Source organism: Mycobacterium europaeum, assembly GCF_034555895.2.
Classification (GTDB): domain Bacteria; phylum Actinomycetota; class Actinomycetes; order Mycobacteriales; family Mycobacteriaceae; genus Mycobacterium; species Mycobacterium europaeum.
Window position 1 is genome coordinate 3,860,226 of the sequence record NZ_CP157315.1, and the last position, 26,203, is coordinate 3,886,428.

The window sequence follows — 26,203 nt, forward strand, 5'->3', positions numbered from 1 at the left end:
TCTCTTTCGCGGGCTAGGCCGGGGCCCCGAACAGATCGATCGGCTTGCTACCCGGCGCCAGCGTGACGATGGCCCGTTTGGTGCTCTTGCGCTTGCCGTATCCGGTCCTGGTGCGCTTGCGCTTGCCCTGCCGGTTCGCGGTGTTCACCGACGCGACCTTGACGGCGAAGATCTTCTCGATGGCAATCTTGATCTGCGTCTTGTTCGAGTCGGGGTGTACCACGAAGGTGTACACGTTCTCATCCAGCAGCCCGTAGGACTTCTCCGAGATGACCGGGGCCAGGATGATGTCGCGGGGGTCGGTGATGGTCGCCATCTACGCCGTTACCTCCTCAGTGCTAGCGGTGCCGGCTCCAGCCTGGGAATCGATGTAGGCGTTGAGCGCCTCGACGCTGAACACCACGTCGTCGGAACGCAGCACGTCGTAGGTGTTGAGCTGGCCGGGCGTCAGGATGTGCACACCGGGCAGGTTGCGCACGCTCTTGGCGCCGGCCTCGTCGCTGCGGCCGATCACGATCAGCACGTTCTTGCGGTCGGTCAGCGTGTCCAGAAACGCCTTGGCGTTCTTGGTCGACGGGGTCTGACCCGACACCAGCTCGGTGACCGCGTGGATGCGGCCGTTGCGCGCCCGGTCCGACAACGCCCCGCGCAATGCCGCGGCGATCATCTTCTTCGGGGTGCGCTGGGAGTAGTCGCGCGGCTTGGGGCCGTGCACGACACCGCCGCCGGTGAACTGCGGGGCACGCGTCGAACCCTGACGGGCGCGACCGGTTCCCTTCTGCCGGTAAGGCTTCCGCCCACCGCCGCTGACCTCGCCGCGAGTCTTCGTCGAGTGCGTGCCCTGGCGCGCCGCCGCGCGCTGCGCGGTGACCACCTGGTGCATCAGCGCGATATTGGCCGGGGCGTCGAACAATTCGGCCGGCAGCTCCACGGAGCCCTCGACCTTGCCGTCCGGCGTCTTCACGTCAATCTTGAGCGCCATTACTTCTCACCTCGTTTGATCGCGCTGCGGACCACCACGAGCCCACCGGTGCGGCCGGGGACCGCACCCTTGATCAGCAGCACGCCGTTCTCGGTATCGACCTTGTGCACCACCAGGTTCTGGACGGTCACCCGGTCGTTACCCATCCGGCCCGCCATCCGGGTGCCCTTGAAGACCCGGGCGGGCGTGGCGCAACCACCGATGGAACCCGGCCGGCGGTGCACCGCCTGCGCACCGTGACTGGCGCCCTGGCCGCGGAAGCCGTGACGCTTCATGGTGCCGGCGAAGCCCTTGCCCTTGGAGGTTCCGGTCACGTCGACATAGGCGCCGTCGGCGAAGATCTCCGCCGTCAGCTCCTGGCCGACCTCGTATTCGCTGGCGGCGGCCTCGTCGTCCAGCCGCAACTCGGCGAGGTGGCGGCGCGGGTTCACGCCCGCGGCGCTGTACTGACCGGTCACCGGCTTGTTGACCTTACGAGGGCTGATCTCGCCGTAGGCCAACTGAACGGCGCTGTAGCCGTCACGCTCGGGTGTGCGGATGCGGGTGACCACGTTGGGGCCCGCCTTGACCACCGTCACCGGGACGACCCGGTTGTTCTCGTCGAACACCTGCGTCATGCCCAGCTTGGTACCCAGAATGCCTTTTCTTGCCATGAGTTCACCAAGCCCCTATTGGATGTTGACGTCGACACTGGCCGGAAGGTCGATGCGCATCAGCGCGTCGACGGTCTTCGGCGTCGGGTCGAGGATGTCGATCAACCGCTTGTGAGTACGCATCTCGAAGTGCTCCCGCGAGTCCTTGTACTTATGCGGGGAGCGGATGACGCAATACACGTTCTTCTCAGTCGGCAGCGGCACCGGACCTACGACACTGGCACCCGTGCGGACGACGGTCTCGACGATTTTGCGCGCCGATGCGTCGATGGCCTCATGGTCGTAGGCCTTGAGCCTGATGCGGATCTTCTGTCCCGCCACGCTTCTCCTACCCTCACTCCACTTACAAAATCCGTGTTCCGGACTGGTGCCCCCGCGCGCGGGCCGGTCCGCCCCATGGGGCCGACCGAGCGTCGCGCCGGATACTGCGCCGCTGTTTACCTGTCGTGGTCCACCGGCCCCCGCGGTCGGGTGTGTCACCCTCACGCAACCTGGGCGCGCCTCTTTCAAGGCCGAAAAAGTCGCAATCCAAGGTTGGGACCGGACGCGCCCGTTTTGGGCGCTGGTCGTATGCCCGACCAGGCGCAAACCTGGCCCAAGGCAACCTGAACAGTATGCCCTAGATCGGGTGTTTGGCCAAATCTGGGCCGAGGGCCACCAACCTGCCCTTTTGGGGCTTCAGACGCCCGCCGATTCGACGCTCGCCGCGTCGGCCCGATTGAGTGCGCGCTGGACATAGAGGAAACCGTCGACAGCCGCGAGCGCGCACTCGCGGTAGTCGAAGTCCGGAAGGGTCGACAGGCGCCCGAGCACCAGGGGCCCGATGAGCAGCGCGATGGCACGGGACCGATCCACCTCACCCAGCTCGGCGGCCTCCGGGCTGTCGAAGATGGCGTCGAACGGCGCCGCGTACTGCTGGGCGATCCGCTCGCGCAGCGTGGTGATCGCCGGGCTGTCCGCGGAATCGCTGTCGCGGGGCTCCGGCAACTCCTGCAGATCCCGGCCCATCGACAGCCACGACATGGCCGCCATCAGGGCCGGCGCCTGGGCCACCGACTCGGCCTGCGCCAGCACCACCGCCACCAGGCGATCCCGCACCGACCCCTCGGCCGGCGGCGTGGGCGACGGCGGAATCAGGCTGTTGAAAGCCGCTGCGAGCAGATCGTTTCCGCTCGGGAAGTGGCGGTACAGCGTGGCCCTCGCCACGTTGGCGGTACGGGTGACCGCGTCGACGGTCACCGCGCTGGGCCCCCCGGAGCGCAGCAGCGCCGCGGCCGCCTCGAGCAATCGGGCCCGCGAGCGCGCTGGGCGCGGATCGGTAGTACCGCCGGTAATTGTGACCCACCTCCCACGTTTGGGAACAAGACTATCGGTCTATCTACAAGACTGTTGGTCTCAAAACTCTCCGACGCCACCGTGAGGAGGCGCCCCATGGTCGACACCCTGGTCCGGCCCGACCAGCGTACTGATGCGGTCAGCATCGGCGGAAGCCCCCGAGCGCGGAACTGGACGCTGGCCGTCGCCTGCATGGGCGTCGCGCTGGTCGTCGCGTCGATGACGGCGCTGAACACCGCGCTGGGAGACCTCGCGGTGGCCACCTCGGCCACCCAGTCGCAGCTGAACTGGATCGTCGACGGATACACCGTGGCCCTGGCCTGCCTGCTGCTGCCCGCGGGCGCGATCGGCGACCGTTACGGCAGGCGCGGCGCCCTGCTGATCGGCCTGCTGATCTTCTCCCTCGGCTCGGTGGCACCGGCGATGCTGCACAGCCCGGCGCAGATCATCGCCGGCCGCGCGGTCGCCGGGGTCGGCGCCGCCTTCGTGATGCCGGCGACGTTGTCGCTGCTGACCGTCGCCCATCCGAAGGACGACCGCACCAAGGCGGTCGGGATCTGGGCCGGCACGGCCGGATCCGGCGGGGTGCTCGGCATGCTCGGTTCCGGCCTGCTCCTTCGCTTCTGGGACTGGCACGCGATCTTCTGGTCCCTGGGTGCCGCCGGGCTGGTGATCTTCGCGTTGGCGTGCACCGTCGCATCGTCACGCGACGGCAACGCCCCGCGCATCGATTCGCTGGGCGCGGTATTGATCGGCGCCGCCGTGGCGGTCGCCGTGGCGGCGATCCTCGAAGCCCCGACGCGCGGATGGGGCGACCCGTTGGTCTGGGGCGGGCTCGCCGCCGGTGCGGTGCTCGCCGCCGCGTTCGGTGTCGTCGAACTCCGGCTCACCCGGCGCGACGGGCAACCGCTGCTGGACGTGCGGTTGTTCGCGGACGCGAATTTCGCCACCGGCGTCGCCGCGATCGTCATCCTGTTCGGCGCGACGTTCGGGTTCTTCTACATCGGCATGCAATACGTGCAACAGATCATGGGCTACTCGGCCCTGGCGACGGCGATCTCCTTCGGACCGTTCATGGTGCCGTTGGGCATCTTCTCGGCGCTGTCGTTCTGGTACGTGCCCAAGCTGGGTCTGCGGCTGGTGTTGTTCGTCGGCACGCTGCTGATGGCGGTCGGGTTCGCCTGCATGTACCGGCTGGACCTGCATTCGTCCTACCTCCAATTCGCCTGGCCGACTCTGGTGTTGGCGACGGGCATCGGAATCTGCACGGCGCCGACGACGTCGGCGATCATGGGAGCGGTTCCCGACGAGAAGCAGGGCGTCGCGTCCGCGGTGAACGACACGTCCCGGGAAATGGGCGGCGCGCTGGGGATCGCGGTGGCCGGTTCCATTCTGGCCGGCCGCTATTCGGACGAACTCGCCCCGAAGCTGGCGGGCTTCCCGGCGCCCGTCCGCGGGCCGGCCACCGATTCACTGGCCAAAGCCGTCGAGGTGGCGGGCAGGCTGGGGCCCCAGGGCCGCCAGCTGGCGGACGTCAGCAAGACCGCGTTCCTGGCGGCCCTGCACGCGTCCACGATCGCGATGGCCGTGATCGTCGCGGTGGCCGCGGTGCTGATCGGGCTGTGGGCACCGGGCCGCGACGGGCGGCAGCTGCGGCCGGTGCGCCGGATGGTGTCCCGGCGCCGTCACTGAGCGAGGCACCCAATGCCGTTGTCCTACAGCGGCTTCAGCCGTGTTGTGTCGCTGCCGCGAGTGCTTGAAAACGTCTGCCGCTTCTGGTATCAGAAATATATATATCGACAGATACAGGTCATCTCTGCGAGGCGAGGTGCGATGTGGTGTTGATAGGCGTGGCGAACGGTGTCGAGCCGGTCTGCCCAGCGCTGCGCGAGGCGGCGGCGATCGTGGAGGCCGAGTGGATTCGCCTGAGCCGACTGGGCGGCCCGGCCGAGCAGCCCGTCGGTGAGCTTCCCGCGGCGCGGCGGTGCCCGCGCCGCACGGGCACTGTGGTGTCCACCGAGCCGGCGGGCGCCGGGCTCTCGACGCGCACCCGCGGGCACCAGGCCCGATGGCCGGTCTCTGTGGTATTGGCGCGGCAGCGGTCACCTCCGCTGCGCGCTTGACTGCCAACGTATTCGGAGGGGAAGCGAAGGAGGTGACTCACCAAGGGATAAGTAACGGCATGTGAAAAGCGAGCCGGCGGCCGTGCCGTCCACGAATATTGCGACGCATTGTCCGCGCGACGCATACCTGCGCACGCACCGCCACTTGTCGTGGCCATCTGCGTGGACCGCATGACGTTCGCCGCTCGTCGGGGCGGGCCTTACGCATCACGCGTGGGGCCCGCCTCCACACGCGCGCCCCCTCACCGCACGAACTCGGCGGCCCGATGGCCGAGCATCACGATGGTGGCGTGCGGCCCCCTGCTGGTGATGGCGGGCAGGACCGACCCGTCGATCACCCACAGGTTGTCGATGCCGCGCACCCGGCAGCGATGGTCGACGACGGCCCGCGGATCGGTGTCGGCGCCCATCGGTGCGGTGCCACACAGGTGTTGCGACGTGGACCATACGGGGGCACCGACACGCGTTGCGCCACCGGCGAGTTCGCGGGCAAGCTCGGTTCCCCGCTCTAGCGCCGCGACGTCGTCGGGCTCGCTGTCGTAGCGGTGCTCGATCAGGGGCGGGACGTCGGGATCCGCCGACACCACCGTGATGCGCCCGCGCGCCCGCGGCTGCATGAGCGCCACCCCGATGTGCGGCCAGTCGGCATGCCCGGCAGTCCCGTCCCCCGTCATCGCGACGAATCCTCCGGTGTAGGGCCGGATCTCGAGATCGTCGGCGGTGCTGAGCACGACCTCGAGCACCGGCCGGCGGGGGGCCACCGTCCACTCGGTGGGCAACACCCATTCGGGATGATCGCTGAACGCGGCGCCGACTGGCAGCGGCGCCACCGTGGGTACGCCGACGGCCCGCAACCCGTCCTCCGACCCGATGCCGGAAACCATGAGCAGCTGTGCGGTCTGAATGGCGCCGGCGCACAACACGATCCGGTCGGCGGTCAGGGTCATTTGGCCGCTCGGGCCGATCGCGTCGACACCGACCGCGGCGCTGCCGGCGAAACGCAACCGCGCCGCGCGTGTCCGCGCGTGCACCGTCAGGTTGGGCCGGCCCAGGGCCGGGATCAGGAATCCGGCGCCAGATCCGGTACGCACGCCGTCGACGATGTTGAGTGGAACGGCACCCATCCCCGAAACCGGTTCGGGGCCGACATCGTTGAGATCGTCGATCCAGTCGAATCCGGCGCGCTGCGCGGCGTCGATGAAACGCTCGGTGGTGCCGGTCATTTCGCGGGTGCGATGCACCCTGATGGGGCCGCGGTCGCCATGGGCCGGGCCCGCGAAATCGAGGTCGGTCTCGATGGCGCGGAAGCTGGCGAGGACGTCGGACCAGGCCCAGCCCGGCAGGGCGAGGCGATCGAAGTCGCGCGGCAATCCGCGACAGAAGTAACCGCCATTGACCGCGCCCGAACCGCCGACCGTCGCCCCCCGCACGAGCGGATGCCGACGCACCGGCCGGTCGGTCAGGCTGGCCTGATAGCGCCGCACCAGCGGGCTGCTGACCCCTATCGGCAGCTGGAGTCCGTTGGCGGTCTGGGCGAGCAGCCCTGGATCGTCGAGGGCGGGGCCCGCCTCGAGGACGGTCACCAGACGGCCGGGATCGACGGAAAGGCGTTCGGCGACAACCGATCCAGCACTGCCGGCACCGACGATCAGCACGTCGCTGTGCGGGTCGGCCTTCATCAAGGGCGGGTCAAGGTGGCGGCTAGTTCCGAATCTGCGGTTTCAGCGCGCGCAGGTTGCGCTCCCGCAGCACACCCCACCACAACCCGAGACCGTACGCCAGGTCGTCGACACGCTTGAGCAACAGATACGTCAGCGGGCCGATCGGTTCGGCATCGTCCCCGATGGCGTCGCGGCGGCGCAGCCAGTCCACGACGCCGTCCATGATCGCCGCGACCAGTAGGACATGCCGGAAATGCCGCGACACCGTGGCGGCGAACAATGCCAGCGGCCAATAGTGGCGGCACAGGGCCGACGCCAGCTGCAGCGCCGCCGACCACAGCCCGCGGCCGGCGATCACGGCCACGTCGGTGACAGACGTGTCGGCGCCGCGCATCGCCCTCGCGATCCGGCGGCCCGTCAGGACGGCGAAGACGACGGAGGCCAGCTGCGACAGGGTGGTCCCGAACGCCATCAGGATCCAGGTCATCAGCGCCCAGCCGGAGATCACCACCGGTGCCGTCTTGTCCGGATGGCGGACCGAGAGCGGGGCCGCCGAACCACCGTAGAACGCCTTGCGCGCCAGCCAGTCCCGCAGTTCGGTGCGGTGGTCGTGGGCGACCAGCGCGATGGGCTCGTAGCGCAGCCGGGCACCGGCTTCGATGAGCCGCCAACACAGGTCGACGTCCTCGCCGGACTGCAGCGTCTCGTCGAACCCGCCGACAGCGCGCAGGGCGGAACAGCGACAGATGATGGCCGCGCTGGGCACGTAGGACACCGTGCTGTGGGGCAGCACCGGGGCTTCACGCTCGCCGAGATCGAGGGAGGAGTGCACCGCCTCGTAACGCGCCACCACATTCTCACTGTGCGACAAACCGACGATGCGCGGCGCGGCGAGCGCGACCGTCGGGTCGCAGAAGTGACCGAGCAAAGCCTCCAGCCAGCCGCGCCGGGGCGCGACGTCGGAATCGAGGAAAGCGACGTAGTCGGTGGTGCAGGCGGCCAGCCCGGTGTTGCGGGCGGCGGCCGGGCCCCGGCTGCGCGGGTGTCGCAACACCTCGACGTCGCAGTGAGCGCCAACGAAATCGTCCGGCTCGATGGGCGGGAACGAGCCGTCATCGACCACGATGACCCGCAGGCCGCGCAGCGAGCTCACCAGGCGGCGCACCCCGGAAAGGTTGTTCCGCACCGGGATAACCACGGTCACGTCACGGTGCGACGGTCCCCCCGCCGGCCGCGGATGCGCCACCGTGGCGTCCAGCAGGGTGCGAGCCAGCTGCGCGCTGACGTCGTCGCGGACCTTGAGCCGGCCGTCGCACAGCATGTCCTGGGCGGCAGGCGCGAGCTTGAGCAGCCGGGTCGGCGAGCCGCCGAGCAGCGCCGACCCGTCGCCGAGCACCCGCACGCGGCGATCGACCTGGACGGCGAAGCCGTCGGGCAGCCGGGCCGCGGTCATGTCCGCCGCCCCGCCGGCGCCGTCATGCCAGCATCCCGTCGCGCCCCGGTGACCACCGGTCCACCCGGCGGACACAGCCGTCGACCATCTCGGCGAGGATGCGCTCGCCGTCGGCAGCGGTCGCGGTGGTCGGGTCGCCGAGCACCCCCACCGGGCTGACCGCGGCCACTCCCCCGCGGCGCATCGACGGAAGCAGTTCGGACAGCGGCGCCCGGTTGCCGGTGCGCCACCGATCGGTCAGCACGTCACCGGGCGAGATGTGCAGCAACAGCGACGTTTCGGTGTGCCCGGCGTGGGCGTCGCCACCGCCGGCCAGGCAGGGGCACCAGCCGGCATCGCGACCCTCGGAACGCAGCCGGGCCACCGCGGCGCTCAGCGCGGCGACGTTGCCACCATGGCCGTTGACGAAGACCAGGCGCTCGGCCCAGCCCGCGGCCGACCGGCCGTACTCCACCAGCAGCATCGTCAGGGCTTCGGTGCCGATGGAGATCGTTCCGGCGAAGCTTTGGTGCTCGCCGCTGGCGCCGTAGGCGATGGCCGGCGCCACCAGCCAGTCGCGGGCGAGGCGCGTCCGGGCCCCCCGGGCGACCGCGGTTGCGATCCGGGTGTCGGTATCCAACGGCAGGTGCGGACCGTGCTGTTCCGTCGACCCCACGGGTACCAATACCGACGGCGAGGTGCCCGATAGCTGGCTTGACGTCGCCATTGCCAATTCGCCGAGTACGGGCACTCGGTGATGGTAGGACGAATTCACCTGGCGTGCACCAATTGTTGTCCGTTGAAAATGATTTTTTTCCTGGCTGGTTCATCCGGTGCTCGAAATTAGTGCTCGTCCGTCACGGACACCACGCTTGTACCACGATATGGGCGCGGCCAACCCTTCCCGAAAAATCTGCCCGGGATATCGGTAATTGGCGCCTAGGCGTCGCCGGCGGCCGGAACGCCGAGGGCCCGGGTGAAGCCGGGTGGGACCAGGATGTCGTCGGGGCCGAGGTCGTGGACGCTGCCGAGTCCCAGACCCATCAGCGCCGAGTCGACGCCCCCGCGCAGGATGTCGAGCACGTTCTCCACGCCCGCCTGCCCGGCCGCGGCTAGGCCCCACAGGTACGCGCGGCCGATCATCACCGCGCGCGCCCCGAGCGCCACCGCCTTGACGACGTCACTGCCGCGGCGGATGCCGCCGTCGAGCAGCACCTCGACCTGATCGCCCACCGCGGCGGCCACCGCGGGCAGGGCGCGGATCGACGCCGGCGTGCCGTCGAGGTTGTTGCCGCCGTGGTTCGACACCGAGATCGCCGAAACTCCGGCGTCCACGGCCCTTTTCGCGTCATCGACGCGCATCACGCCCTTGAGCATGAACGGCCCGCCCCACAGTTCGCGGAGCCAGGCGATGTCCTCCCACGTCGGGGGCGGTGTGCCCATCCACTCCCCGTAGGCCGCGAAGAAGGGCGGACCCGGTTCGCCGCGGCGCGCCTGGTTGGGCACGCGCAGGTCCGGCGGGCGCAGCGTCTTGCCGTACTTCCACAGCCAGCGGGGCTTGAAGACGGCCTCCGGCGACTGCCGCAGGATGGTCCGCAGGTTCATCTCCTCGGGGATCTTGGGGCTACCCCAGTCGCGGCCGTGGGAGAACGACCAGTCGGTGGTGACGATCAGGCCGACGGCACCGGCTTGCCGCGCCCGCTCCACGCGCTCGGCGATCGCGTCACGCCCGCCCAGCCAGTAGACCTGGAAGAAGACCTTGGGGTTGGCGGCGATGACTTCCTCGATCGGTTTGCTCGCGAACGAGGACAGCCCCATCGCCGTCCCGCGCGCCGCCGCGGCCCGGGCGACGGCCACCTCGCCGTCGGGGTCGACCGCCTGCACGCCGGTGGGCGAGATCAGCACCGGCAACGAGATGTCTTGTCCCATAACGGTGGTCGACTGGTCACGCTTTTCCGGCGCGCCGACCACGTGGGGCGCGAATCCGAGTTCACTGAACGCCTCGACGTTGTTGGAGACGGTGATGCCCTTTTCGCTGCCCGCAACCAGCGCTGAATACACGGACTTCGGGAGCCGCCGTTTCGCGCGTTGCTGCGCGATGGCGACGGTCTCAAACCATTCGGCCATGGCTAGATCGGGCTTTCGTTGCAGAGGCGGGCGGGGGGTGTGTCCGGTGGTCGCACCGACAGCGTCAGGGGCACCGGCTGGCGAACCCGGCGCCCGTGGGAATGGTCGGCGCGGGGGCGCGGCGTCTCACGGCTCCGGGCCAGCGCCGAGGCGCTGTGCCCCTGGACGCATTCGGGATCCGGGCCGTCCATCGGCAGGCCGGTGAAGAACTTGGCGGCCATGCAGCCGCCCCGGCAGGCGTCGTAGTGTCCGCAGCTGCCGCAGGCGCCCGCGGACTGCGGTTCGCGCAACTCCCGGAACAGCGGTGCGTTCTTCCAGACGTTGTCGAATCCACCGTCGGCCAGGACGTTTCCGGCCAGGAAGCGGTCGTGGATGGCGAACGGGCAGGCGTAGACGTCACCCACCGGGTCGATCAAACACACCACCCGCCCGGCACCGCACATGTTCAGGCCGGCCAGCGCACCGGAGGAACCCAGCGGCGACAGGTGGAAGAAGGAGTCGCCGGTGAGCACCCGCTCGCCCTTGGCCACCAGCCAGTCGTAGAGCTGCACCTGCTGGGCGGCGGTGGGGTGCAGGTCCTCCCAGACGTCGGCGCCGCGCCCCGACGGACGCAGCCGGGTGATCCGCAGGGTGGCGCCGTAACGGTCTGCCAGCGCGGCGAATTCGTCGAGTTGGTCGACGTTGTGCCGGGTGACGACGACGGAGATCTTCGCGTCCGCGAAGCCCGCGTCAGCCAGGTTCTGCAGCGCCCGCACCGCCATGTCGAAGGAGCCGGGACCGCGGACCGCGTCGTTGACCTCCGCGGTGGCGCCGTCGAGCGAGATCTGGACGTCGACGTAGTCGCTGGCGGCCAGCCGGGCGGCAACCTCTTCGGTGATGCGGACCCCGTTGGTGGAGAACTTCACCCCGACGTGGTGCGCGGTGGCGTAGTCGACCAGCTCCCAGAAGTCCGGCCGCACGGTGGGCTCGCCACCGCCGATGTTGACGTAGAACACCTGCATGCGTTCCAGCTCGTCGATGATGTCCATGCATTGCCGGGTGGACAGCTCCCGCGGATCCCGCTTGCCCGACGACGAAAGGCAGTGCACGCACGCCAGATTGCAGGCGTAGGTCAGCTCCCACGTCAGGCAGATGGGCGCATCCAGCCCGCTCTCGAACTGCTCGATGAGCCGCGGCACTCTGGCCAGTCCGGCGGTCATGGGGCCTCCTGTGGAACCAACATCAACGAATCGGCCAACACGCCCAGTGCGTGCAAGTACGGCGCCTCACCCCCGTCGTCCACCCCCGCCGCGCGGCAGGCCGAGTGCACATCGGGATGGTCGGCCAGGGACCGCACCACGGTGAGGATGGTGCGGTTCTTCAGAAACGACAGCTTGCGGGTGCCGAAGTGGTAGAGCAGCGCCCCGAACGGTTCGGGTCGAACCGCCACCTGCGGGTGCAACCGCCAGCCGCGGTCGGGGTCGAACACGCGGCTCAGTAGACCCCGCACATGCCGTCGATCGACACCTCTTCGACCAGGGTCTCGGCGACGAGCTGGGTCTCGGTCTCGGTTTCGTGGTCCATGGGTCTTTGCCTTTCGCCGGGTCTTGACAACGATGGGACTTGGGTCACAAGCTTCGTCAGAATATGGCATCGAGTGCCGAAATGGAAGGGCGGGGTCTCATGGGGCCGCAGCCGCGGGTGGGCCGTCGCCGCTCGACCACGCCGCACGACATCACCGACGTTGCGATCGAGCTGTTCAGCGCCCGCGGGTTCGCCGAGGTCAGCGTCGACGACGTCGCACACGCCGCCGGCATCTCGAGGCGGACGCTGTTTCGCTACTACGCGTCCAAGAACGCCATCCCCTGGGGCGACTTCGACACCCACCTCGCGCACCTGCGCGACCTGCTCGACGACGTCGACCCGCGGGTGCCGCTGGGTCAGGCGCTGCGCGATGCGCTCTTGGCGTTCAACACCTTTGACGAATCCGAGACCGCCCGGCACCGGCAGCGGATGCGGGTGATCCTGCAGACCGCCGAACTGCAGGCCTACTCGATGACCATGTACGCCGGCTGGCGCGAGGTGATCGCCGGTTTCGTCGCCCGCCGGTCGGACTGCAAGACGACCGACCTGCTGCCGCGGACCGTCGCCTGGACCATGCTCGGGGTGGCGCTCTCGGCCTACGAGCACTGGCTCGGCGACGAGTCCGTCCCGCTGCCGACCGCGCTGGGCCAGGCGTTCGACGTGGTGGGCACCGGGCTGCACGGGTTGGATCCGTGACCGGCGACCACCTGCTGCACACCCTGCGCGCGCAGGGGCGGTTCTGCGCGGGCTCCGGCTCACCGATGTACGGCGAGCTCTTCGAGCTGGTGGCCCGCGACGTCGCCGCCGGCGGTGTCTTCGCGACCATCCTGTCCGGGCACGAGGACGACCCATCGCGCCTCGCGGTGCCGCTGCGGCTGCTCGGCGGCCTGCACCGGTTGGTGCTCGACGGGCGGGCGGCGCAGCTGCGCCGGTGGTATCCCAGCACCGGCGGCAGCTGGGACGCCGCACGCGCGTGGCCCGAGATCGTGGACGTCGCGGCCGGGCACGCCGAAACGCTGCGGGCGGCGTTGCGGCAACCGCCCCAGACCAACGAGGTCGGGCGGTCCGCCGCACTGGTCGGCGCCCTGTTGCGCATCAACAGTGAATCCGCGCTGCCGATAAGGCTTTTCGAGATCGGGACGAGCGCGGGACTGAACCTGCGCGCGGACCGCTACCGTTACCTATTCGCCGGCGGACAGTGGGGGCCGAGCGATTCGCCGGTGACCATCTCCGACGCGTGGCGCGGCGCGCTGCCGCCCGACGGCGCGCTGCGCATCGTCGAGCGTCGCGGCTACGACATCGCACCCGTCGACGTCACGGGGGCCGACGGGGAGCTCACCCTGTTGAGCTACGTCTGGCCCGACCAGACGGCCCGGCTCGAACGCCTGCGCGGCGCCGTCGACGTCGCCCGGCGGGTGCCCGCGCGGCTGGCGCGCCACACCGCGGCCGACGCGGTCGCCGAGCTGAGCCCGGCCGAGGGCGCGCTGACGGTGCTGTGGCACTCGATCACCTGGCAGTACCTGTCGCGGGAGGAGCGCGAGACGGTGCGCGCCCGGGTCCGCGCCGTGGGCGGACAGGCGGACGAGCGATCGCCGTTCGTGCACCTCACGCTGGAGCCGGCGCGCGGCGGCCCCGACGCACCTATCCGGTTCCTGGTGCGCGCGCGCCGGTGGCCGGGGGGCGAACTCCAGGTTCTCGGCGAATGCCATCCGCACGGCCCGCCGGTGCACTGGCGGTAGGCGGGCGCGAACGAAAGCGGCTGTCGCCCAACGGCTCGCGCCGAAGTCAGCCCAGCACGTCCGAGATGGGTGCGCCGGTGGCGATCTTGCCGCGGACCTTCATGACCTTGCCGGGCATTCCGCCGCCGACGACGCCGACCAGCACCCCGTCGCGCTCGTAGTACGCCAGGAACTTGCGGCCGTCGTCCTCGACGAGGTGGACGGTGTCGGTGGCTTCCGGCTCCCCGAGGCACTGGATCTTCACGTCGTACTGGTCGCTCCAGAAGTAGGGGACGACGACCGCGGCCGACGACACGTCCTGCCCCAGCATCGCGGGCACCACGACGCGGGTCTGGTCGGCGACGTTGCTCCAATGTTCCACGCGTGCTTGATGTCCGGTCGCATCGCGCCAGGAGGCGACGTCACCGAGCGCCCACACGTTGGGCACGCTGGTCCGTCCGGCCTGGTCGCAGAGCACGCCGTTGTCCACGTCGACACCGCTGCCCTCGAGCCAGCCGGTCGCCGGGTGCGACCCGATGCCGATCACCACCAGGTCGGCCGCCAGCTCGGTGCCGTCGGACAGCACCACGGTGTCCACCCGCCCGTCGCCGCGCACGTCGGCCACCCCGACGCCGAGGCGGACGTCGACACCTTCCTCGCGGTGCAGCCGCGCGACCAGCTCACCGATCCGCTCGCCGAGCACCGCCGCCAGGGGCGTCGGCTGGGGCTCGACCAACACGACGTCCACCCCGAGGCTGCGCAGGCTGGCCGCCACCTCGCAGCCGATGAAGCCGGCGCCGATGACCACGGCGCGCTGCGCGGCGGACGCGTGCTCGCGCAGCGCCAGGCTCTCGTCGAACGTGCGCAGCACCCGGATGCCCTCCAGATCCGGCAGCGTCGGGATGCGGCGCGGCACCAGGCCGGTGGCGATGACCAGTTCGTCGTAGCCGATCACGGACCCGTCGGCCAGCGTCACCGTCTGCGCCGCGGTGTCCAGGCCGGTGGCTGCGGCGCCCAGCCGCAGGGTGATGTCGTTCTCGTCGTACCACTCCCGGGGTTTGAGGGCCACGTCGTCGACCTCTTTGCGCAGCACCTCTTTTGACAGCGGGGGGCGGTCGTACGGCAGGTGCACCTCGTCGCTGACGATCGTGACGCGGCCCGCGTACCCCGACCGGCGAAGTTGCTCGGCGGTCCGGGTGGCGGCCAGGCCGCCACCGACGATCACGATTCCTTTGCTAGCGGTCACGTGGAGTTCATACCACGATCGCCGATCAGTACTTCAGGGCGCCCTTGTCCACGGGCACCTGCGTGCCGGTGATCGTGCCGGAGCCGTCCCCAGCTAGCCACGCCACGACATCGGCAACCTCGTCCGGTGTCATGAAGCCGTTGGGTTGCAACGGCATCGGGGGAAAGCTGTGCACGAAGCCGGGGTGGCGGGCAAATATCTCCATCATCGCCTCCGGCTCGATCATCGGGGTGTCGACCGAGTACGGATGGATGGAGTTGACCCGGATGTTGTATTCGCCGAGCTCGATGGCCAGCGTGTTGGTCAGCGCGGTGAGGCCGTGCTTGCTGGCCGAGTAATGCCCGTTACCGGGGGTGGCTTTCAGTCCCGCCGACGAGCTGACCACGACGATCGAGCCCCCGTTGCCGGCGTCGATCATCGCGGGCACGGTGGCGCGCAGCGTGCGCCAGGTGCCGGTCAGGTTGACCCCGATCACCGTGTCCCACTGCTCATCGGTGAGTTCCCAAACCCGGCCCCAGCTCAAGACTCCGGCGTTGGCCACCACGATGTCGAGCCGGCCGAATTGTTCGACGCCGTCGGCCACGAGCTGGCGCAGCGCGGCGTCGTCCCGGATGTCCACTTCGCGCGCCAACACCTTGCGGCCCTCCGCCTCCACCAGGCGGACGGTCTCGGCGAGGTCCTCCGGCGTGGCCGGCGTGTAGGTCAGGCACTTCGAGGCCGGCGCACAGATGTCGAGCGCGATGATGTCGGCACCCTCCCGGGCCAGCCGCACCGCGTGCGAACGGCCCTGGGCGCGGGCGGCGCCGGTGATGAACGCGACGCGCCCCTGCAGTGATCCAGTCACGCAGTCAGGCTAGCAGCGAAACTGAAACCTGTTCTAACTTGGCCGCCGATCAGATTTCCGAGATGATCTGGGCCCGCCGGCTGCTGTACTCCTGGTCGGTCACCGCGCCGCTGGCGCGCAGCGTCTCGAGTTCCTGCAGCCGTTGCGCGATCGATGGTTGCGGGGGCGTGGCCACCGGTGCGGGGCCGCCGGCAGCGGCCGGCTGGGCGGCCGGGGCCTGTTGTTCGGCCGCCCGGCGCACCACCGCCTGAATCTGCTGGCGCAGCACCGGATTCGACCGAATGTCCACCATGCGGTCCAGGGGGACGTTGTTGGCCTTGAGGATCTGCAGGATCTCCATCAGCGGGCCGGCCTGTCCGCTCAGGTCGTAGGTCCGGTTGTCTTCGGCCACGGTGAACTGGGCGGGCACCAGGCCGTTGACCAAAGCGCTTCGCTCCCAGTCGATCCGGTATTCGTTGGTGGTGGGATTGACCAGCACCACCAGCTTGCGGGCGTTGAGGTTGCCGAGCCGGGTCACGCTCGCGATCACCCGGTCTTCGCTGTCGAACGGCAGAAACCCGGGCCCGGCGATGTGCAGGTGAACCTTGACCACCTGCTGGTTGTTGATCCACGTCCCGGTCTCGGTGACCCCGGTGATCTGGGCGAGCGCCAGCACCCCGCTCTGTTCGAGCGCCGCGGTCTTGGCCGAGGACTTCGCGCCGTAGTTGGCCAACGCGAGTGCGATCAGCACGTCGGCCACGGTGACGAGCAGACCGACATAGAACATCCACTGCAACAGGCTGCCGAGCCCGAGGGTGAAGTAGACGATCAAGAAGATCGGCCCGACCAGGCCGCCGCACAGCAAAACCACCAACTGTGCCTTCAGGTAGCGCGCCAACACGAGGGCCTCCTTACACTGGCCGGAATTTGCGTGTCAGGTTAGCTGTCGCGGTCTCACCGCGAGCGGCATACGCGCAAGCGATCCGGGGTCAGTCCACCCTGGGTATCAGCGTCGGCGCCGGGCGACCGGACGGCCCCGCCGGAGTGCCCGGGGCGGGCGAATGAGCCGACACCATCTTCACCGGCGTGCCGGTCGAAACCGGCATCGCCGGGGCCGCGGCGGCTTGCGGCGTCTCGACCTGAGCCGGCGCCGACGCCAGCGGGCCGGCCGTCGCCGGAGTCGAAGCCACCGGTTGCGAGGCGGCCGGGGCGTAGGCGGGCGTCACCGCCTGGACCGTCGTCGCAGGCGTGGTGGCGGGGGCCAGCGCGGCCGGTCCCGTGCCGGCCGCGGCCACCGCCGGGCCGGCCGGTGCCGGGGCGCTCGCCGCCGCCGACGCCGGCGCGACGGCGGACATCAGGGGCCCCGCCGGTACGCCCGGCGCCGCGCCGCCCGCGGCCGTCGCCGCCGGCAGCTGCGCCGCCATCGACGCGGGCGCCCCCGCGGCCTGCAACGGCGTGGTGTTGGCGGCCTCGGTGGCCAGATATTGCGCCGCGCCGCCGTTCATCAGCTGCACGAACTGGTTGTGAAACGCCGTCGCCTGCGCGCTGAGCGCCTGGTACACCTGCGAGTGCGCGCCGAAGAGCGCGGCAATGCTCGCCGACACCTCGTCGGCACCCGGGGCCAACACGGTCGACGTGGGGCCCATCGCCATTGAGTTCGCCGACGTGATCGTCCAGCCGATCCTGGCTAGATCCGACGCCGCGGCGGCGACATACTCAGGCGTCGCGAATACGAAGGACATCCGAACCTCCCGGCCATCTTCCGCCCCGACTCCTTATTGAGGAATCGTAGCGGAGCCGCCCGCGTTCGGCCCGGTAAAACGCATAAAGCCCGGATTGCCGTGATCGGCAATCCGGGCTTTAGCGCTGAGGAACTACTTGATGATCTTGACGACCCGGCCGGCGCCGACGGTGCGGCCACCCTCGCGGATCGCGAACCGCAGGCCCTCGTCCATGGCGACGGGCTGGATCAGCTTGACCGAGATGTTGGTGTTGTCGCCGGGCATCACCATCTCGGTGCCCTCCGGCAAGGTCACCACACCGGTCACGTCGGTGGTGCGGAAGTAGAACTGCGGACGGTAGTTGTTGAAGAACGGCGTGTGCCGGCCGCCCTCATCCTTGGACAGGATGTAGACCGAGCCCTCGAACTCGGTGTGCGGCGTGGTGGTGCCAGGCTTGGTCACGACCTGGCCGCGCTCGACGTCCTCGCGCTTGATACCGCGCAGCAGCAGACCGACGTTGTCGCCGGCCTGCCCCTGGTCGAGCAGCTTGCGGAACATCTCCACACCGGTGACCGTGGTCTTGGTGCTGGTCGGCCGGATGCCGACGATCTCGACTTCCTCGTTCACATTGATCACGCCGCGCTCCACACGACCGGTGACCACGGTGCCACGACCGGTGATGGTGAACACGTCCTCCACCGGCATCAGGAACGGCTTCTCGGTCTCGCGGACCGGGTCCGGGATCGACTCGTCGACCGCGTCCATCAGCTGCTCGACGGACTCGACCCACTTGGCGTCACCCTCGAGCGCCTTGAGCGCCGACACCCGAACCACCGGGGCGTCCTCGTCGAACTCCTGGGCGGCCAGCAGCTCGCGGACCTCCATCTCGACGAGCTCCAGCAGCTCCTCGTCGTCGACCATGTCGGCCTTGTTCAGCGCCACCAGGATGTAGGGCACGCCGACCTGACGCGCCAGCAGCACGTGCTCGCGGGTCTGCGGCATCGGGCCGTCGGTCGCGGCGACCACCAGGATCGCGCCGTCCATCTGGGCGGCGCCGGTGATCATGTTCTTGATGTAGTCGGCGTGGCCGGGGGCGTCGACGTGGGCGTAGTGCCGCTTGTCGGTCTGGTACTCCACGTGGGAGATGTTGATGGTGATACCGCGCTGACGCTCCTCGGGCGCGTTGTCGATCTGGTCGAACGCACGGGACTCGTTCAGGTCCGGGTACTTGTCGTGCAGAACCTTGGTGATAGCCGCGGTCAGCGTCGTCTTGCCGTGGTCAACGTGACCGATGGTCCCAATGTTGACGTGCGGCTTCGTCCGCTCGAACTTCGCCTTCGCCACTTCGTTGTCCTCCTGGACTTGTTGGTGCTTGTTAAAGCAGTGTTGGTGTTTTCAGTTGTGCCGCGCCCAAGGCTTTGCAATGACCCGGCAAGATTACTCCGAGCAGATGTTTACTGACCCGTCGCCTTCGCGATGATCTCCTTCGACACGTTCGCCGGCACTTCGGCGTACGAGTCGAACACCATGGAGTAGTTCGCCCGGCCTTGGGTCTTGGACCTCAGGTCGCCCACGTAGCCGAACATCTCCGACAGCGGCACGTGCGCCCTGACGACGCGTGCACCGCTCCGCTCCTCCATGGCCTGGATCTGGCCACGGCGGGAGTTCAGGTCCCCGATCACGTCGCCCATGTAATCCTCGGGCGTGGTGACCTCGACGGCCATGATCGGTTCCAGGATCACCGGCTGTGCTTGCGCGGCAGCCTTTTTCAGCACCTGCGAACCGGCGATCTTGAACGCCATCTCCGACGAGTCGACCTCGTGGAAGGCGCCGTCGAGCAGCGTGACCTTGAGGTTCACCAGCGGGTAGCCGGCCAGCACGCCGTACTGCATCGCGTCCTGCGCGCCCGCGTCCACCGACGGGATGTACTCCCGCGGGATGCGGCCACCGGTGACCTTGTTCTCGAACTCGTAGGTGGCACCGTCCTCGCCGGTGAACGGCTCGAGGTTGATGATCACCTTCGCGAACTGGCCCGAGCCGCCCGTCTGCTTCTTGTGGGTGAACTCGACGTTGTTCGCGGCCCGCTTGATGGTCTCCTTGTAGGCCACCTGCGGCTTACCGACGTTGGCCTCGACCTTGAACTCGCGGCGCATGCGGTCCACCAGGATGTCCAGGTGCAGCTCGCCCATCCCGCCGATCACGGTCTGGCCGGTCTCCTGGTCCAGGTGCACCTTGAACGTCGGGTCCTCTTCGGCGAGCTTCTGGATCGACAGCGACAGCTTCTCCTGGTCGCTCTTGGTCTTGGGCTCGATCGCGACCTCGATGACCGGGTCGGGGAACGTCATGGACTCGAGCACGATCTGCTGGTTCGGGTCACTCAGGGTGTCGCCGGTGGTGGTGTCCTTCAGCCCGATCACCGCGTAGATGTGGCCGGCCGAAGCCGTCTCCACCGGGTTCTCCTTGTTGGAGTGCATCTGGAACAGCTTGCCCAGCCGCTCCTTCTTGCCCTTCGTCGAGTTGATGACCTGGCTGCCGGAGTCGACCTTGCCCGAGTACACCCGGACGTAGGTCAGCTTGCCGAAGAACGGGTGGGTGGCGACCTTGAACGCCAGCGCCGAGAACGGCTCGTCGGTGGACGGCTTGCGCGTGATCAGCTCGTCTTCCTTGCCGGGCACGTGGCCTTCGGCGGGCGGCACGTCCAACGGCGAGGGCAGGTAGTCGATGACCGCGTCCAGCATCGGCTGCACGCCCTTGTTCTTGAAGGCGCTGCCGCACAGCACCGGGTAGGCCTCCGAGCTGATGGTCAGCTTGCGGATCGCGCCCTTGATCTCCTCGACGGTGAGCTCCTCGCCGCCGAGGTACTTCTCCAGCAGCGCCTCGTCGGTCTCGGCGACGGCCTCGAGCAGCTTGGTGCGGTACTCGTCGGCCTTCTCCTGCAGGTCGGCGGGGATGTCGACGACGTCGTACTTCTCGCCGAGCTTGGCCTCCGCGCTCCACACCTTGGCCTTCATCTCGACCAGGTCGACGACGCCCTCGAAGTCACCTTCGGAGCCGACGGGCAGCTGGATCGGGATGACGTTGGCGCCCAGCCGCTCCTCCATGGTCTTCACCGAGAAGTAGAAGTCGGCGCCGATCTTGTCCATCTTGTTGACGAAGCAGATCCGCGGGACGTCGTACTTGTCGGCCTGCCGCCACACCTGCTCGGACTGCGGCTCGACACCCTCCTTGCCGTCGAAGACGGCGACGGCGCCGTCGAGCACGCGCAGGCTGCGCTCCACCTCGACGGTGAAATCGACGTGCCCGGGGGTGTCGATGATGTTGATCTGGTTGTCGTTCCAGAAGCAGGTGGTGGCCGCGGAGGTGATGGTGATCCCCCGCTCCTGCTCCTGCTCCATCCAGTCCATGGTGGCGGCGCCGTCGTGGACCTCACCGATCTTGTAGCTGATACCGGTGTAGTAGAGGATGCGCTCGGTCGTCGTCGTCTTGCCGGCGTCGATGTGCGCCATGATGCCGATGTTGCGGACCTTGGTCAGGTCGGTCAGCACGTCCTTCTGTGCCACAGAAGTCTTCCCACTCTTTCGATTGCTTGGTTGCTGTCTTGGTTGCGTCCGGCCACTACGCCAATTTGGCGCCCGGCGCCGCCTCTACCAGCGATAGTGCGCGAACGCGCGGTTGGCCTCGGCCATCTTGTGGGTGTCCTCACGCCGCTTGACGGAGGCTCCCAGGCCGTTGCTGGCGTCCAGGATCTCGTTCGCCAGCCGCTCGACCATCGTCTTCTCCCGGCGCTGCCGCGAGAAGCTGACCAGCCAGCGCAGGGCCAGCGTGGTGGACCGGTCCGGACGGACCTCGACCGGCACCTGGTAGGTCGCACCGCCGACGCGGCGACTGCGCACCTCCAGCGCGGGCTTGACGTTGTCGAGGGCACGCTTGAGCGTGATCACGGGATCGGTGCCGGTCTTGTCCCGGGCATTCTCGAGCGCTCCATAAACAATGCGCTCGGCCAGCGATTTCTTCCCTTGCAGGAGAACTTTGTTCACCAGCTGGGTGACCAGCTGCGACCCGTAGACGGGGTCGTTGACCAACGGACGCTTCGGCGCGGGCCCCTTGCGCGGCATCAGCTCTTCTCCTTCTTTGCGCCGTAACGGCTGCGAGCCTGCTTGCGGTTCTTGACGCCCTGGGTGTCCAGCGAACCGCGAATGATCTTGTACCGCACACCGGGCAGGTCCTTGACTCGGCCACCGCGGACCAACACCATCGAGTGCTCCTGCAGGTTGTGGCCCTCGCCCGGGATGTAGGCGGTGACCTCGACCTGGCTGGTCAGCTTCACGCGCGCGACCTTCCGAAGCGCCGAGTTCGGCTTCTTCGGGGTGGTGGTGTACACGCGGGTGCATACGCCACGGCGCTGCGGGCTGCCCTTCAGGGCCGCGGTCTTGACCTTGGCGACCTTGTCGCGGCGACCCTTGCGGACCAGCTGCTGAATCGTTGGCATCTAGGACGCTTTCTGTGTTCGTGTTCGGTGTCTGTCGGCTGTTCTCAAGTCTTCGTACTGCAGTTATGCCCCGCCGCACTACCCCGCGGCCGGGTGTGTCGCACGCGCTGGGCACCCGAAGAAGATCCGATGCGTCGTAGACATGCGAATTCGCCCGGCATCCACTTCCTTACGGTTAGGCGCCGTAAGCCGCCAGGCACGAGCCTCCACAATACCCGGCGCCGGTCTCGCAGGTCAAAGCGGCGGCTCGTGGCGATCGCGAGCGCGGCGCAGCCGGGCGAAGCGGGTCGCCACCATCGGGTTAGGACCTCGCGCCGTTGTGCGCGACGCGCCGCTCGAGGCCGGCCGCCAGGCGCAGCACCATGTCCGAGAACAGCGCGTCGGTGTCGATGTCGTCCATGACACCCGTCATCTCCAGCAGCACGAAGCCGTGCAGCGCGGACCAGAACTCCAGCGACGCGTGGAAGGCCTCCTCGCCGTCGAGACCATAGGAGGACAGCACCGAGATCACCGGCGCGGCCGCTCCCCGCGTCGCGGCCGTGTACTCGGGGTCGTCACCGCCCAGCGGCATCCGGGTGAACGCCGAGTACCGGCCGGGATGGTGGTGGGCGTAGCTGCGGTACGCGCCCGCCATGACCAGCACCGCGTCGTCGCGGGCACGACCCTCGCCGACCCTGTTCAGCATCGTGATGATGTCGTCGATGACGCGGATCCGCACGGCGCGGCGCAGGTCCTCCAGGCTGTCCACGTGGTTGTACAGCGACGGACCCTTGGTGCCGAGTTGGGTCGCCAGCGCGTTGATGGTGAGGGCATCCCAGCCCTCGCGGTCCAGGAAGGTGAGCGCGCCGTCGATGATGCCGTCGCGGCTCAGCTTGGCTGGGCGCGAGCCCGTTCTCCCCGCGCGCGGGCGCCCGGCCGCCGCGGGCGTTTCCGGCTGAGCTGCCATGGCGGGGGCCCTTCGCTTGCGTTCATCGGGGTGCTTAACTAATGACTCTAGTTGACGCCGGGCACGAAACTGTTTCAGCCATGGCCGGATGGACGTAATCTCATCGAGCAGATCCACCCGTCACAGAGGGGGCCCGCAGTGAACTGGACAACCGCCGCCGGGTCGTTGGCAACCTGCATCATCACCGTCGCCGCCATTCCCGCACCCGCCGCGCACGCCAAGAATGGCGACACCCACGTGATCGGGGAGGGCATCGAGCAGACGCTGGACTGCAACGACGCCACCCTGCTGGTCAACGGGACCCGTAACAACGTGACGGCGCTGGGCAACTGCTACGCGGTGACGGTGATGGGATCGTCCAACACCGTCGTCGCCGACTCGGTCTCGCACGACATCACCGTCTACGGCTACGACCAGACGGTGTTCTACCACAGCGGCACGCCGTTCATCTGGGACCGCGGCCGCGAGCTCGGCATGACCAACCGGCTCCAGCAGGTGCCCGGCTGAGCCGGACCCCCGCACCGCCATCCAGGCGAACAGGCCATTCAAATCGAGGGGAATCGAGGAACATTGTCCGCCCACATCTTTGACCGCCCCGCGGGGCTGATCGCACTCGCCGTGGCCTCGGCCGTCGCCGCCGTCACGGTGGCCGGCTGCAGTTCGACGGCCAATCCCCCCGCGGGATCGACCACGACGACGAAGAGCACCACCACGACGACGAGCGCCGGGGCGGCGCCGACGACAGAGTCGGGCGGGGCGAGCACCACCGCGTCGGTGGAGATCGGCAACACACTCAACTACGGCTCGATGGGCACCACCACGACGCTCGACTGCGCCAGCGGCAAGTCGCTGAACGTGGGCGGCTCGGAGAACACCCTGACCGTCACCGGAGACTGCGCGACGGTGACCGTCGGCGGCACCAACAACAAGATCACCCTGGACAAGGTCGACACCCGCATCACCGTGGTGGGGCTCAACAACACCATCACCTACAAGGACGGTGAGCCCAAGGTCGACAACCTCGGTTCGGGCAACACCATCACCAAGGGCGGCTGACCGGTAGTCGTTCGCCGGCATCGGTTTTCGCCGAGATGCTGCGGGGGTGGCCGGGGCATATGATCGTGCCAGCAGAACGGATCCAGCCATGTTCCCCAGTACCACCAACCGCGCCGGCGCGCTGGTGACGGCCTTCGTGGTACTGACCGGCGCCGGCATGCTTCCCGCGGCGGCGGCCGACCCCAACCCCGACGACCAGTTCGTGGCCCTGCTCGATCAAAAGGGCATCCCCGCCCTCGAGAACGTGCCGAGCCTCATCGCCACGGCCCATAGGATTTGTCGCCAACTCGATGGCGGGATGCCGGCCGACGGCGTGGTCGACGACATGAAGCGACGGGCGTTCAACGCCAACGCGGCCGGCGGCCCGTACCCTCCGGACCGCGTCATGCGCACCGTCGCCCGATTCATCTCCGCCTCGGTCGAGGCCTACTGCCCGAACAATCAACCCAAGATCGCTGCCCTGCAATCCATGGCCAATCCCGTGCCCGGCTCGAGCGCACCGTCGCAGCGGAGCACCGTGGACACGCACACCGCCGCCTTTCGGGCGATCAGCTTGGTGCGGGGACCGTTCCCCTCGGGGGAAACCGGCGAGCCCGACCCACCGCAGCTTCCGCCCCCGCCGCCGCCGACGGCCCAGATCATGACGCCACCCCGGCCGGTCACGACCCCGTCTCCGCCGCAACGACCGCTGCCGGCGCAGCAGTCGCCATCGGGACCGCCACAGGAGCCCGGCGGCCCTCAGCCGAGCGGCCCTGCCGGCGGTGGTGGCGCCGGTCCGGAGCCACCCCCCATGCCGCCCGGCAGGGTGCGGCTCGCGCCGTAGGCCGTGCGCCCAGGGGTTGGCTAGCCCGCGGGCGCGCCGTGCCGGCCGGCGCCCGCGGCGAACCGCCCGGCCCCCTCGTTCGCCTCGGCGGCGACACGGGAGATGCTGGCGAACTCGAAGTCGATCGCCTCGGATTCCGTTGCACCCCATTGATTTAACGCCGAAAGCCGGTCCGATCGCAGGCACTGCTGCGGCAGCGCGGCCAGCTGCGCCGCCAGTTCCTCGGCCGCCTGCCGCGCCTGACCGGTGGGCACGACGCGGTTGGCCAGCCCCATCGCGAGCGCCTCATCGGCCCTGACACCGCGGCCGGTGAGAATCATGTCCATCGCGCGGCTGTGCCCGATCAGCCGCGGCAGCCGCACGGTGCCGCCGTCGATCAGCGGCACCCCCCACCGCCGGCAGAACACCCCGAACACGGCGTCCTCCTCGGCAACCCGCAGGTCACACCAGATGGCCAGCTCCAGGCCTCCTGCGACGGCGTAGCCGCTCACCGCGGCGATCACGGGTTTGGACAACACCATTCGGGTGGGGCCCATCGGCCCCGGGCCGGTCCGGTGCACGGCGTTCGCGTCGGGTGTACCGAAGGCCTTCAAATCGGCTCCGGCGCAAAAGGTTCCACCGTCTCCCCACAACACCGCGACGGATGCCGTCTCGTCACGGTCGAATTCGTCGAATGCCGCGTACAGCGCGGCGGCGGTGGGGCCGTTGACCGCGTTGCGCGCCGCCGGCCGGTTCAAGATGACGGTCGTCACCGGGCCATTGCGCTCGATACGCACCGGATCGCTCATTGTGCCTCCGCAAATAGTGGTTCCCGCCGCTCGAGCAGCTCGGTGGCGAAGTCGTGGTAGGCCGCACGCAGCCGGGCGCCGGGCCAGTCGCCCGGCAGCAGTTCGTCGGGCAGCACCGGGTCGGTGAGCAGGTGTCGCACCGTGGCCGCCGCCACCACGAAACGTCCCGGAATGTCGCGCGCGGCGGCCATCGCGTCGAGCAACTCCCGGCCGGCGCGCGCCCAGGCGGGCAGGTCCCACAGCTGGGCGGCCAGCCCGGCCGGGTCGTCGTCGCGGGCCCGCAGGACCCGGACCCGGGCATCGATCTCGGGGTCCAGGTCGAACTCCAGGTTGTCCGGCCGCATCCAGACGCCTTCGCGCAGCTCACCGAAGCGCTTGGCGTGCAGAGCGGTCCGCAGTGCGGCCCGGGTGCGCGCGTCGCCGCCCACGCTGGTCACGATCAGCGTGACCCAGTCCCCGCGCCACGTTCGCAGCCGCGGGTCGATGGCGTCGTCCTGCCGCCGCTGGCGGGCCAGCAGCCGGTCCGAGAGCCGGTAGCCGTCCGCGGAGCGGATCAGGTCGCCGGCGCCGACCATGCGGGTCAGCGCCACCCGCAGGGTGGTCTCCTTGATACCGAAATCGGAAGTGAGCCTTATTAATTCACTCGCGCTGGCACACGCCGGGTGGGCCCCCAGCAGCACGCTGAGCACCACCGACCGGGCCGTCATGGTGGGCATG

General features: G+C 69.0%; 30 protein-coding genes. 7 read left to right on the forward strand and 23 right to left on the reverse strand.

What is annotated here, in order from left to right; translation table 11 throughout:
- Positions 1-13: 13 nt before the first annotated feature.
- The 5 genes from rplW to U8D42_RS17740 form a co-directional block, all read right to left on the reverse strand.
- A complete protein-coding gene (rplW, locus tag U8D42_RS17720; RefSeq protein WP_067924225.1) occupies positions 14-316 on the reverse strand; it encodes a 50S ribosomal protein L23 in 303 nt (100 codons plus the stop codon).
- Complete coding sequence (gene rplD, locus U8D42_RS17725) at positions 317-982, reverse strand: 50S ribosomal protein L4 (RefSeq protein ID WP_085240520.1); 666 nt, start codon at positions 980-982, stop codon at positions 317-319.
- Positions 982-1,635, reverse strand: coding sequence for a 50S ribosomal protein L3 (gene rplC, locus U8D42_RS17730; RefSeq protein WP_055401884.1), 654 nt, complete (start codon positions 1,633-1,635; stop codon positions 982-984). The genes rplD and rplC overlap by 1 nt, the downstream gene beginning before the upstream one ends.
- Before the next feature lie 15 nt (positions 1,636-1,650).
- On the reverse strand, positions 1,651-1,956 hold the full coding sequence (rpsJ, locus tag U8D42_RS17735) for a 30S ribosomal protein S10 (protein ID WP_003873519.1): 306 nt from the start codon (positions 1,954-1,956) through the stop codon (positions 1,651-1,653).
- Positions 1,957-2,313: 357 nt separating this feature from the next.
- A complete protein-coding gene (locus U8D42_RS17740; RefSeq protein WP_244275260.1) occupies positions 2,314-2,874 on the reverse strand; it encodes a TetR/AcrR family transcriptional regulator in 561 nt (186 codons plus the stop codon).
- Between the two features lie 192 nt (positions 2,875-3,066).
- Between U8D42_RS17740 and U8D42_RS17745 the strand changes: the two genes are divergently transcribed.
- Together U8D42_RS17745 and U8D42_RS17750 are read left to right on the forward strand one after the other, a co-directional pair.
- On the forward strand, positions 3,067-4,662 hold the full coding sequence (locus tag U8D42_RS17745; RefSeq protein ID WP_322858761.1) for an MFS transporter: 1,596 nt from the start codon (positions 3,067-3,069) through the stop codon (positions 4,660-4,662).
- A 146-nt stretch (positions 4,663-4,808) separates the two neighbouring features.
- Positions 4,809-5,093: a hypothetical protein gene (locus U8D42_RS17750; protein ID WP_322858760.1), complete on the forward strand. Its 285-nt coding sequence runs from the start codon at positions 4,809-4,811 to the stop codon at positions 5,091-5,093.
- A 242-nt stretch (positions 5,094-5,335) separates the two neighbouring features.
- Here U8D42_RS17750 and mftG read toward each other — a convergent pair whose 3' ends face one another.
- From mftG to mftA, 7 genes are all read right to left on the reverse strand, one after another.
- Positions 5,336-6,772: a mycofactocin dehydrogenase MftG gene (mftG, locus tag U8D42_RS17755; RefSeq protein WP_322858759.1), complete on the reverse strand. Its 1,437-nt coding sequence runs from the start codon at positions 6,770-6,772 to the stop codon at positions 5,336-5,338.
- A gap of 22 nt (positions 6,773-6,794) precedes the next feature.
- On the reverse strand, positions 6,795-8,207 hold the full coding sequence (mftF, locus tag U8D42_RS17760) for a mycofactocin biosynthesis glycosyltransferase MftF (RefSeq protein ID WP_322858837.1): 1,413 nt from the start codon (positions 8,205-8,207) through the stop codon (positions 6,795-6,797).
- Between the two features lie 22 nt (positions 8,208-8,229).
- A complete protein-coding gene (gene mftE, locus U8D42_RS17765; protein WP_085240525.1) occupies positions 8,230-8,961 on the reverse strand; it encodes a mycofactocin biosynthesis peptidyl-dipeptidase MftE in 732 nt (243 codons plus the stop codon).
- Between the two features lie 164 nt (positions 8,962-9,125).
- The gene (gene mftD / locus U8D42_RS17770) at positions 9,126-10,313 is read right to left on the reverse strand and encodes a pre-mycofactocin synthase MftD (protein ID WP_085240526.1); all 1,188 of its coding nucleotides are present in this window, start codon (positions 10,311-10,313) and stop codon (positions 9,126-9,128) included.
- Positions 10,314-10,315: 2 nt separating this feature from the next.
- Positions 10,316-11,512, reverse strand: coding sequence for a mycofactocin radical SAM maturase (mftC, locus tag U8D42_RS17775; protein WP_085240527.1), 1,197 nt, complete (start codon positions 11,510-11,512; stop codon positions 10,316-10,318).
- The gene (gene mftB / locus U8D42_RS17780) at positions 11,509-11,802 is read right to left on the reverse strand and encodes a mycofactocin biosynthesis chaperone MftB (protein ID WP_085240528.1); all 294 of its coding nucleotides are present in this window, start codon (positions 11,800-11,802) and stop codon (positions 11,509-11,511) included. Before mftB ends, mftC begins: the two co-directional genes overlap by 4 nt.
- The gene (gene mftA, locus U8D42_RS17785; protein ID WP_040621348.1) at positions 11,787-11,876 is read right to left on the reverse strand and encodes a mycofactocin precursor MftA; all 90 of its coding nucleotides are present in this window, start codon (positions 11,874-11,876) and stop codon (positions 11,787-11,789) included. The genes mftB and mftA overlap by 16 nt, the downstream gene beginning before the upstream one ends.
- A 99-nt stretch (positions 11,877-11,975) precedes the next feature.
- Between mftA and mftR the strand changes: the two genes are divergently transcribed.
- Both mftR and U8D42_RS17795 read left to right on the forward strand, forming a co-directional pair.
- Positions 11,976-12,572: a mycofactocin system transcriptional regulator gene (mftR, locus tag U8D42_RS17790; protein ID WP_085240529.1), complete on the forward strand. Its 597-nt coding sequence runs from the start codon at positions 11,976-11,978 to the stop codon at positions 12,570-12,572.
- Positions 12,569-13,615 carry a DUF2332 domain-containing protein gene (locus tag U8D42_RS17795; RefSeq protein WP_322858758.1) on the forward strand — a complete coding sequence of 349 codons (1,047 nt, stop codon included), beginning with the start codon at positions 12,569-12,571 and terminating at the stop codon, positions 13,613-13,615. Before mftR ends, U8D42_RS17795 begins: the two co-directional genes overlap by 4 nt.
- A gap of 46 nt (positions 13,616-13,661) precedes the next feature.
- On the opposite strand, the gene U8D42_RS17800 is transcribed toward U8D42_RS17795, so the two are convergent.
- From U8D42_RS17800 to U8D42_RS17840, 9 genes are all read right to left on the reverse strand, one after another.
- Positions 13,662-14,840 (reverse strand): NAD(P)/FAD-dependent oxidoreductase, encoded by a 1,179-nt coding sequence (locus U8D42_RS17800; RefSeq protein ID WP_322858757.1) that lies wholly within the window; start codon positions 14,838-14,840, stop codon positions 13,662-13,664.
- A gap of 25 nt (positions 14,841-14,865) precedes the next feature.
- Positions 14,866-15,684 carry a mycofactocin-coupled SDR family oxidoreductase gene (locus U8D42_RS17805; protein WP_322858756.1) on the reverse strand — a complete coding sequence of 273 codons (819 nt, stop codon included), beginning with the start codon at positions 15,682-15,684 and terminating at the stop codon, positions 14,866-14,868.
- Between the two features lie 49 nt (positions 15,685-15,733).
- Positions 15,734-16,564, reverse strand: coding sequence for an SHOCT domain-containing protein (locus tag U8D42_RS17810; RefSeq protein ID WP_085240533.1), 831 nt, complete (start codon positions 16,562-16,564; stop codon positions 15,734-15,736).
- Between the two features lie 88 nt (positions 16,565-16,652).
- On the reverse strand, positions 16,653-17,405 hold the full coding sequence (locus U8D42_RS17815; RefSeq protein WP_085240534.1) for a PE family protein: 753 nt from the start codon (positions 17,403-17,405) through the stop codon (positions 16,653-16,655).
- Between the two features lie 132 nt (positions 17,406-17,537).
- Positions 17,538-18,728, reverse strand: coding sequence for an elongation factor Tu (gene tuf, locus U8D42_RS17820; protein ID WP_067921884.1), 1,191 nt, complete (start codon positions 18,726-18,728; stop codon positions 17,538-17,540).
- Between the two features lie 110 nt (positions 18,729-18,838).
- Entirely contained in the window at positions 18,839-20,944 is a 2,106-nt protein-coding gene (gene fusA / locus U8D42_RS17825) for an elongation factor G (RefSeq protein WP_085240535.1), read from the reverse strand.
- A gap of 84 nt (positions 20,945-21,028) precedes the next feature.
- Positions 21,029-21,499: a 30S ribosomal protein S7 gene (gene rpsG / locus U8D42_RS17830; protein ID WP_007167813.1), complete on the reverse strand. Its 471-nt coding sequence runs from the start codon at positions 21,497-21,499 to the stop codon at positions 21,029-21,031.
- On the reverse strand, positions 21,499-21,873 hold the full coding sequence (rpsL, locus tag U8D42_RS17835) for a 30S ribosomal protein S12 (RefSeq protein WP_007767794.1): 375 nt from the start codon (positions 21,871-21,873) through the stop codon (positions 21,499-21,501). Before rpsL ends, rpsG begins: the two co-directional genes overlap by 1 nt.
- 301 nt (positions 21,874-22,174) lie before the next feature.
- Complete coding sequence (locus tag U8D42_RS17840; RefSeq protein WP_085240536.1) at positions 22,175-22,819, reverse strand: TetR/AcrR family transcriptional regulator; 645 nt, start codon at positions 22,817-22,819, stop codon at positions 22,175-22,177.
- A gap of 138 nt (positions 22,820-22,957) precedes the next feature.
- On the opposite strand from U8D42_RS17840, the gene U8D42_RS17845 reads away from it, so the two are divergent.
- The 3 genes from U8D42_RS17845 to U8D42_RS17855 all read left to right on the forward strand — a co-directional run bounded on the left by U8D42_RS17845 (position 22,958) and on the right by U8D42_RS17855 (position 24,698).
- On the forward strand, positions 22,958-23,326 hold the full coding sequence (locus U8D42_RS17845) for a DUF3060 domain-containing protein (protein WP_085240537.1): 369 nt from the start codon (positions 22,958-22,960) through the stop codon (positions 23,324-23,326).
- A 63-nt stretch (positions 23,327-23,389) separates the two neighbouring features.
- Positions 23,390-23,875 carry a DUF3060 domain-containing protein gene (locus U8D42_RS17850; RefSeq protein WP_431523785.1) on the forward strand — a complete coding sequence of 162 codons (486 nt, stop codon included), beginning with the start codon at positions 23,390-23,392 and terminating at the stop codon, positions 23,873-23,875.
- Between the two features lie 88 nt (positions 23,876-23,963).
- Complete coding sequence (locus U8D42_RS17855) at positions 23,964-24,698, forward strand: DUF732 domain-containing protein (RefSeq protein ID WP_322858755.1); 735 nt, start codon at positions 23,964-23,966, stop codon at positions 24,696-24,698.
- A 20-nt stretch (positions 24,699-24,718) separates the two neighbouring features.
- Here the strand turns inward: U8D42_RS17855 and U8D42_RS17860 are convergent, their stop codons facing one another.
- Together U8D42_RS17860 and U8D42_RS17865 are read right to left on the reverse strand one after the other, a co-directional pair.
- Entirely contained in the window at positions 24,719-25,486 is a 768-nt protein-coding gene (locus U8D42_RS17860; protein ID WP_085240539.1) for a crotonase/enoyl-CoA hydratase family protein, read from the reverse strand.
- Complete coding sequence (locus tag U8D42_RS17865) at positions 25,483-26,202, reverse strand: PaaX family transcriptional regulator C-terminal domain-containing protein (protein WP_085240540.1); 720 nt, start codon at positions 26,200-26,202, stop codon at positions 25,483-25,485. Before U8D42_RS17865 ends, U8D42_RS17860 begins: the two co-directional genes overlap by 4 nt.
- Position 26,203: the final 1 nt, after the last annotated feature.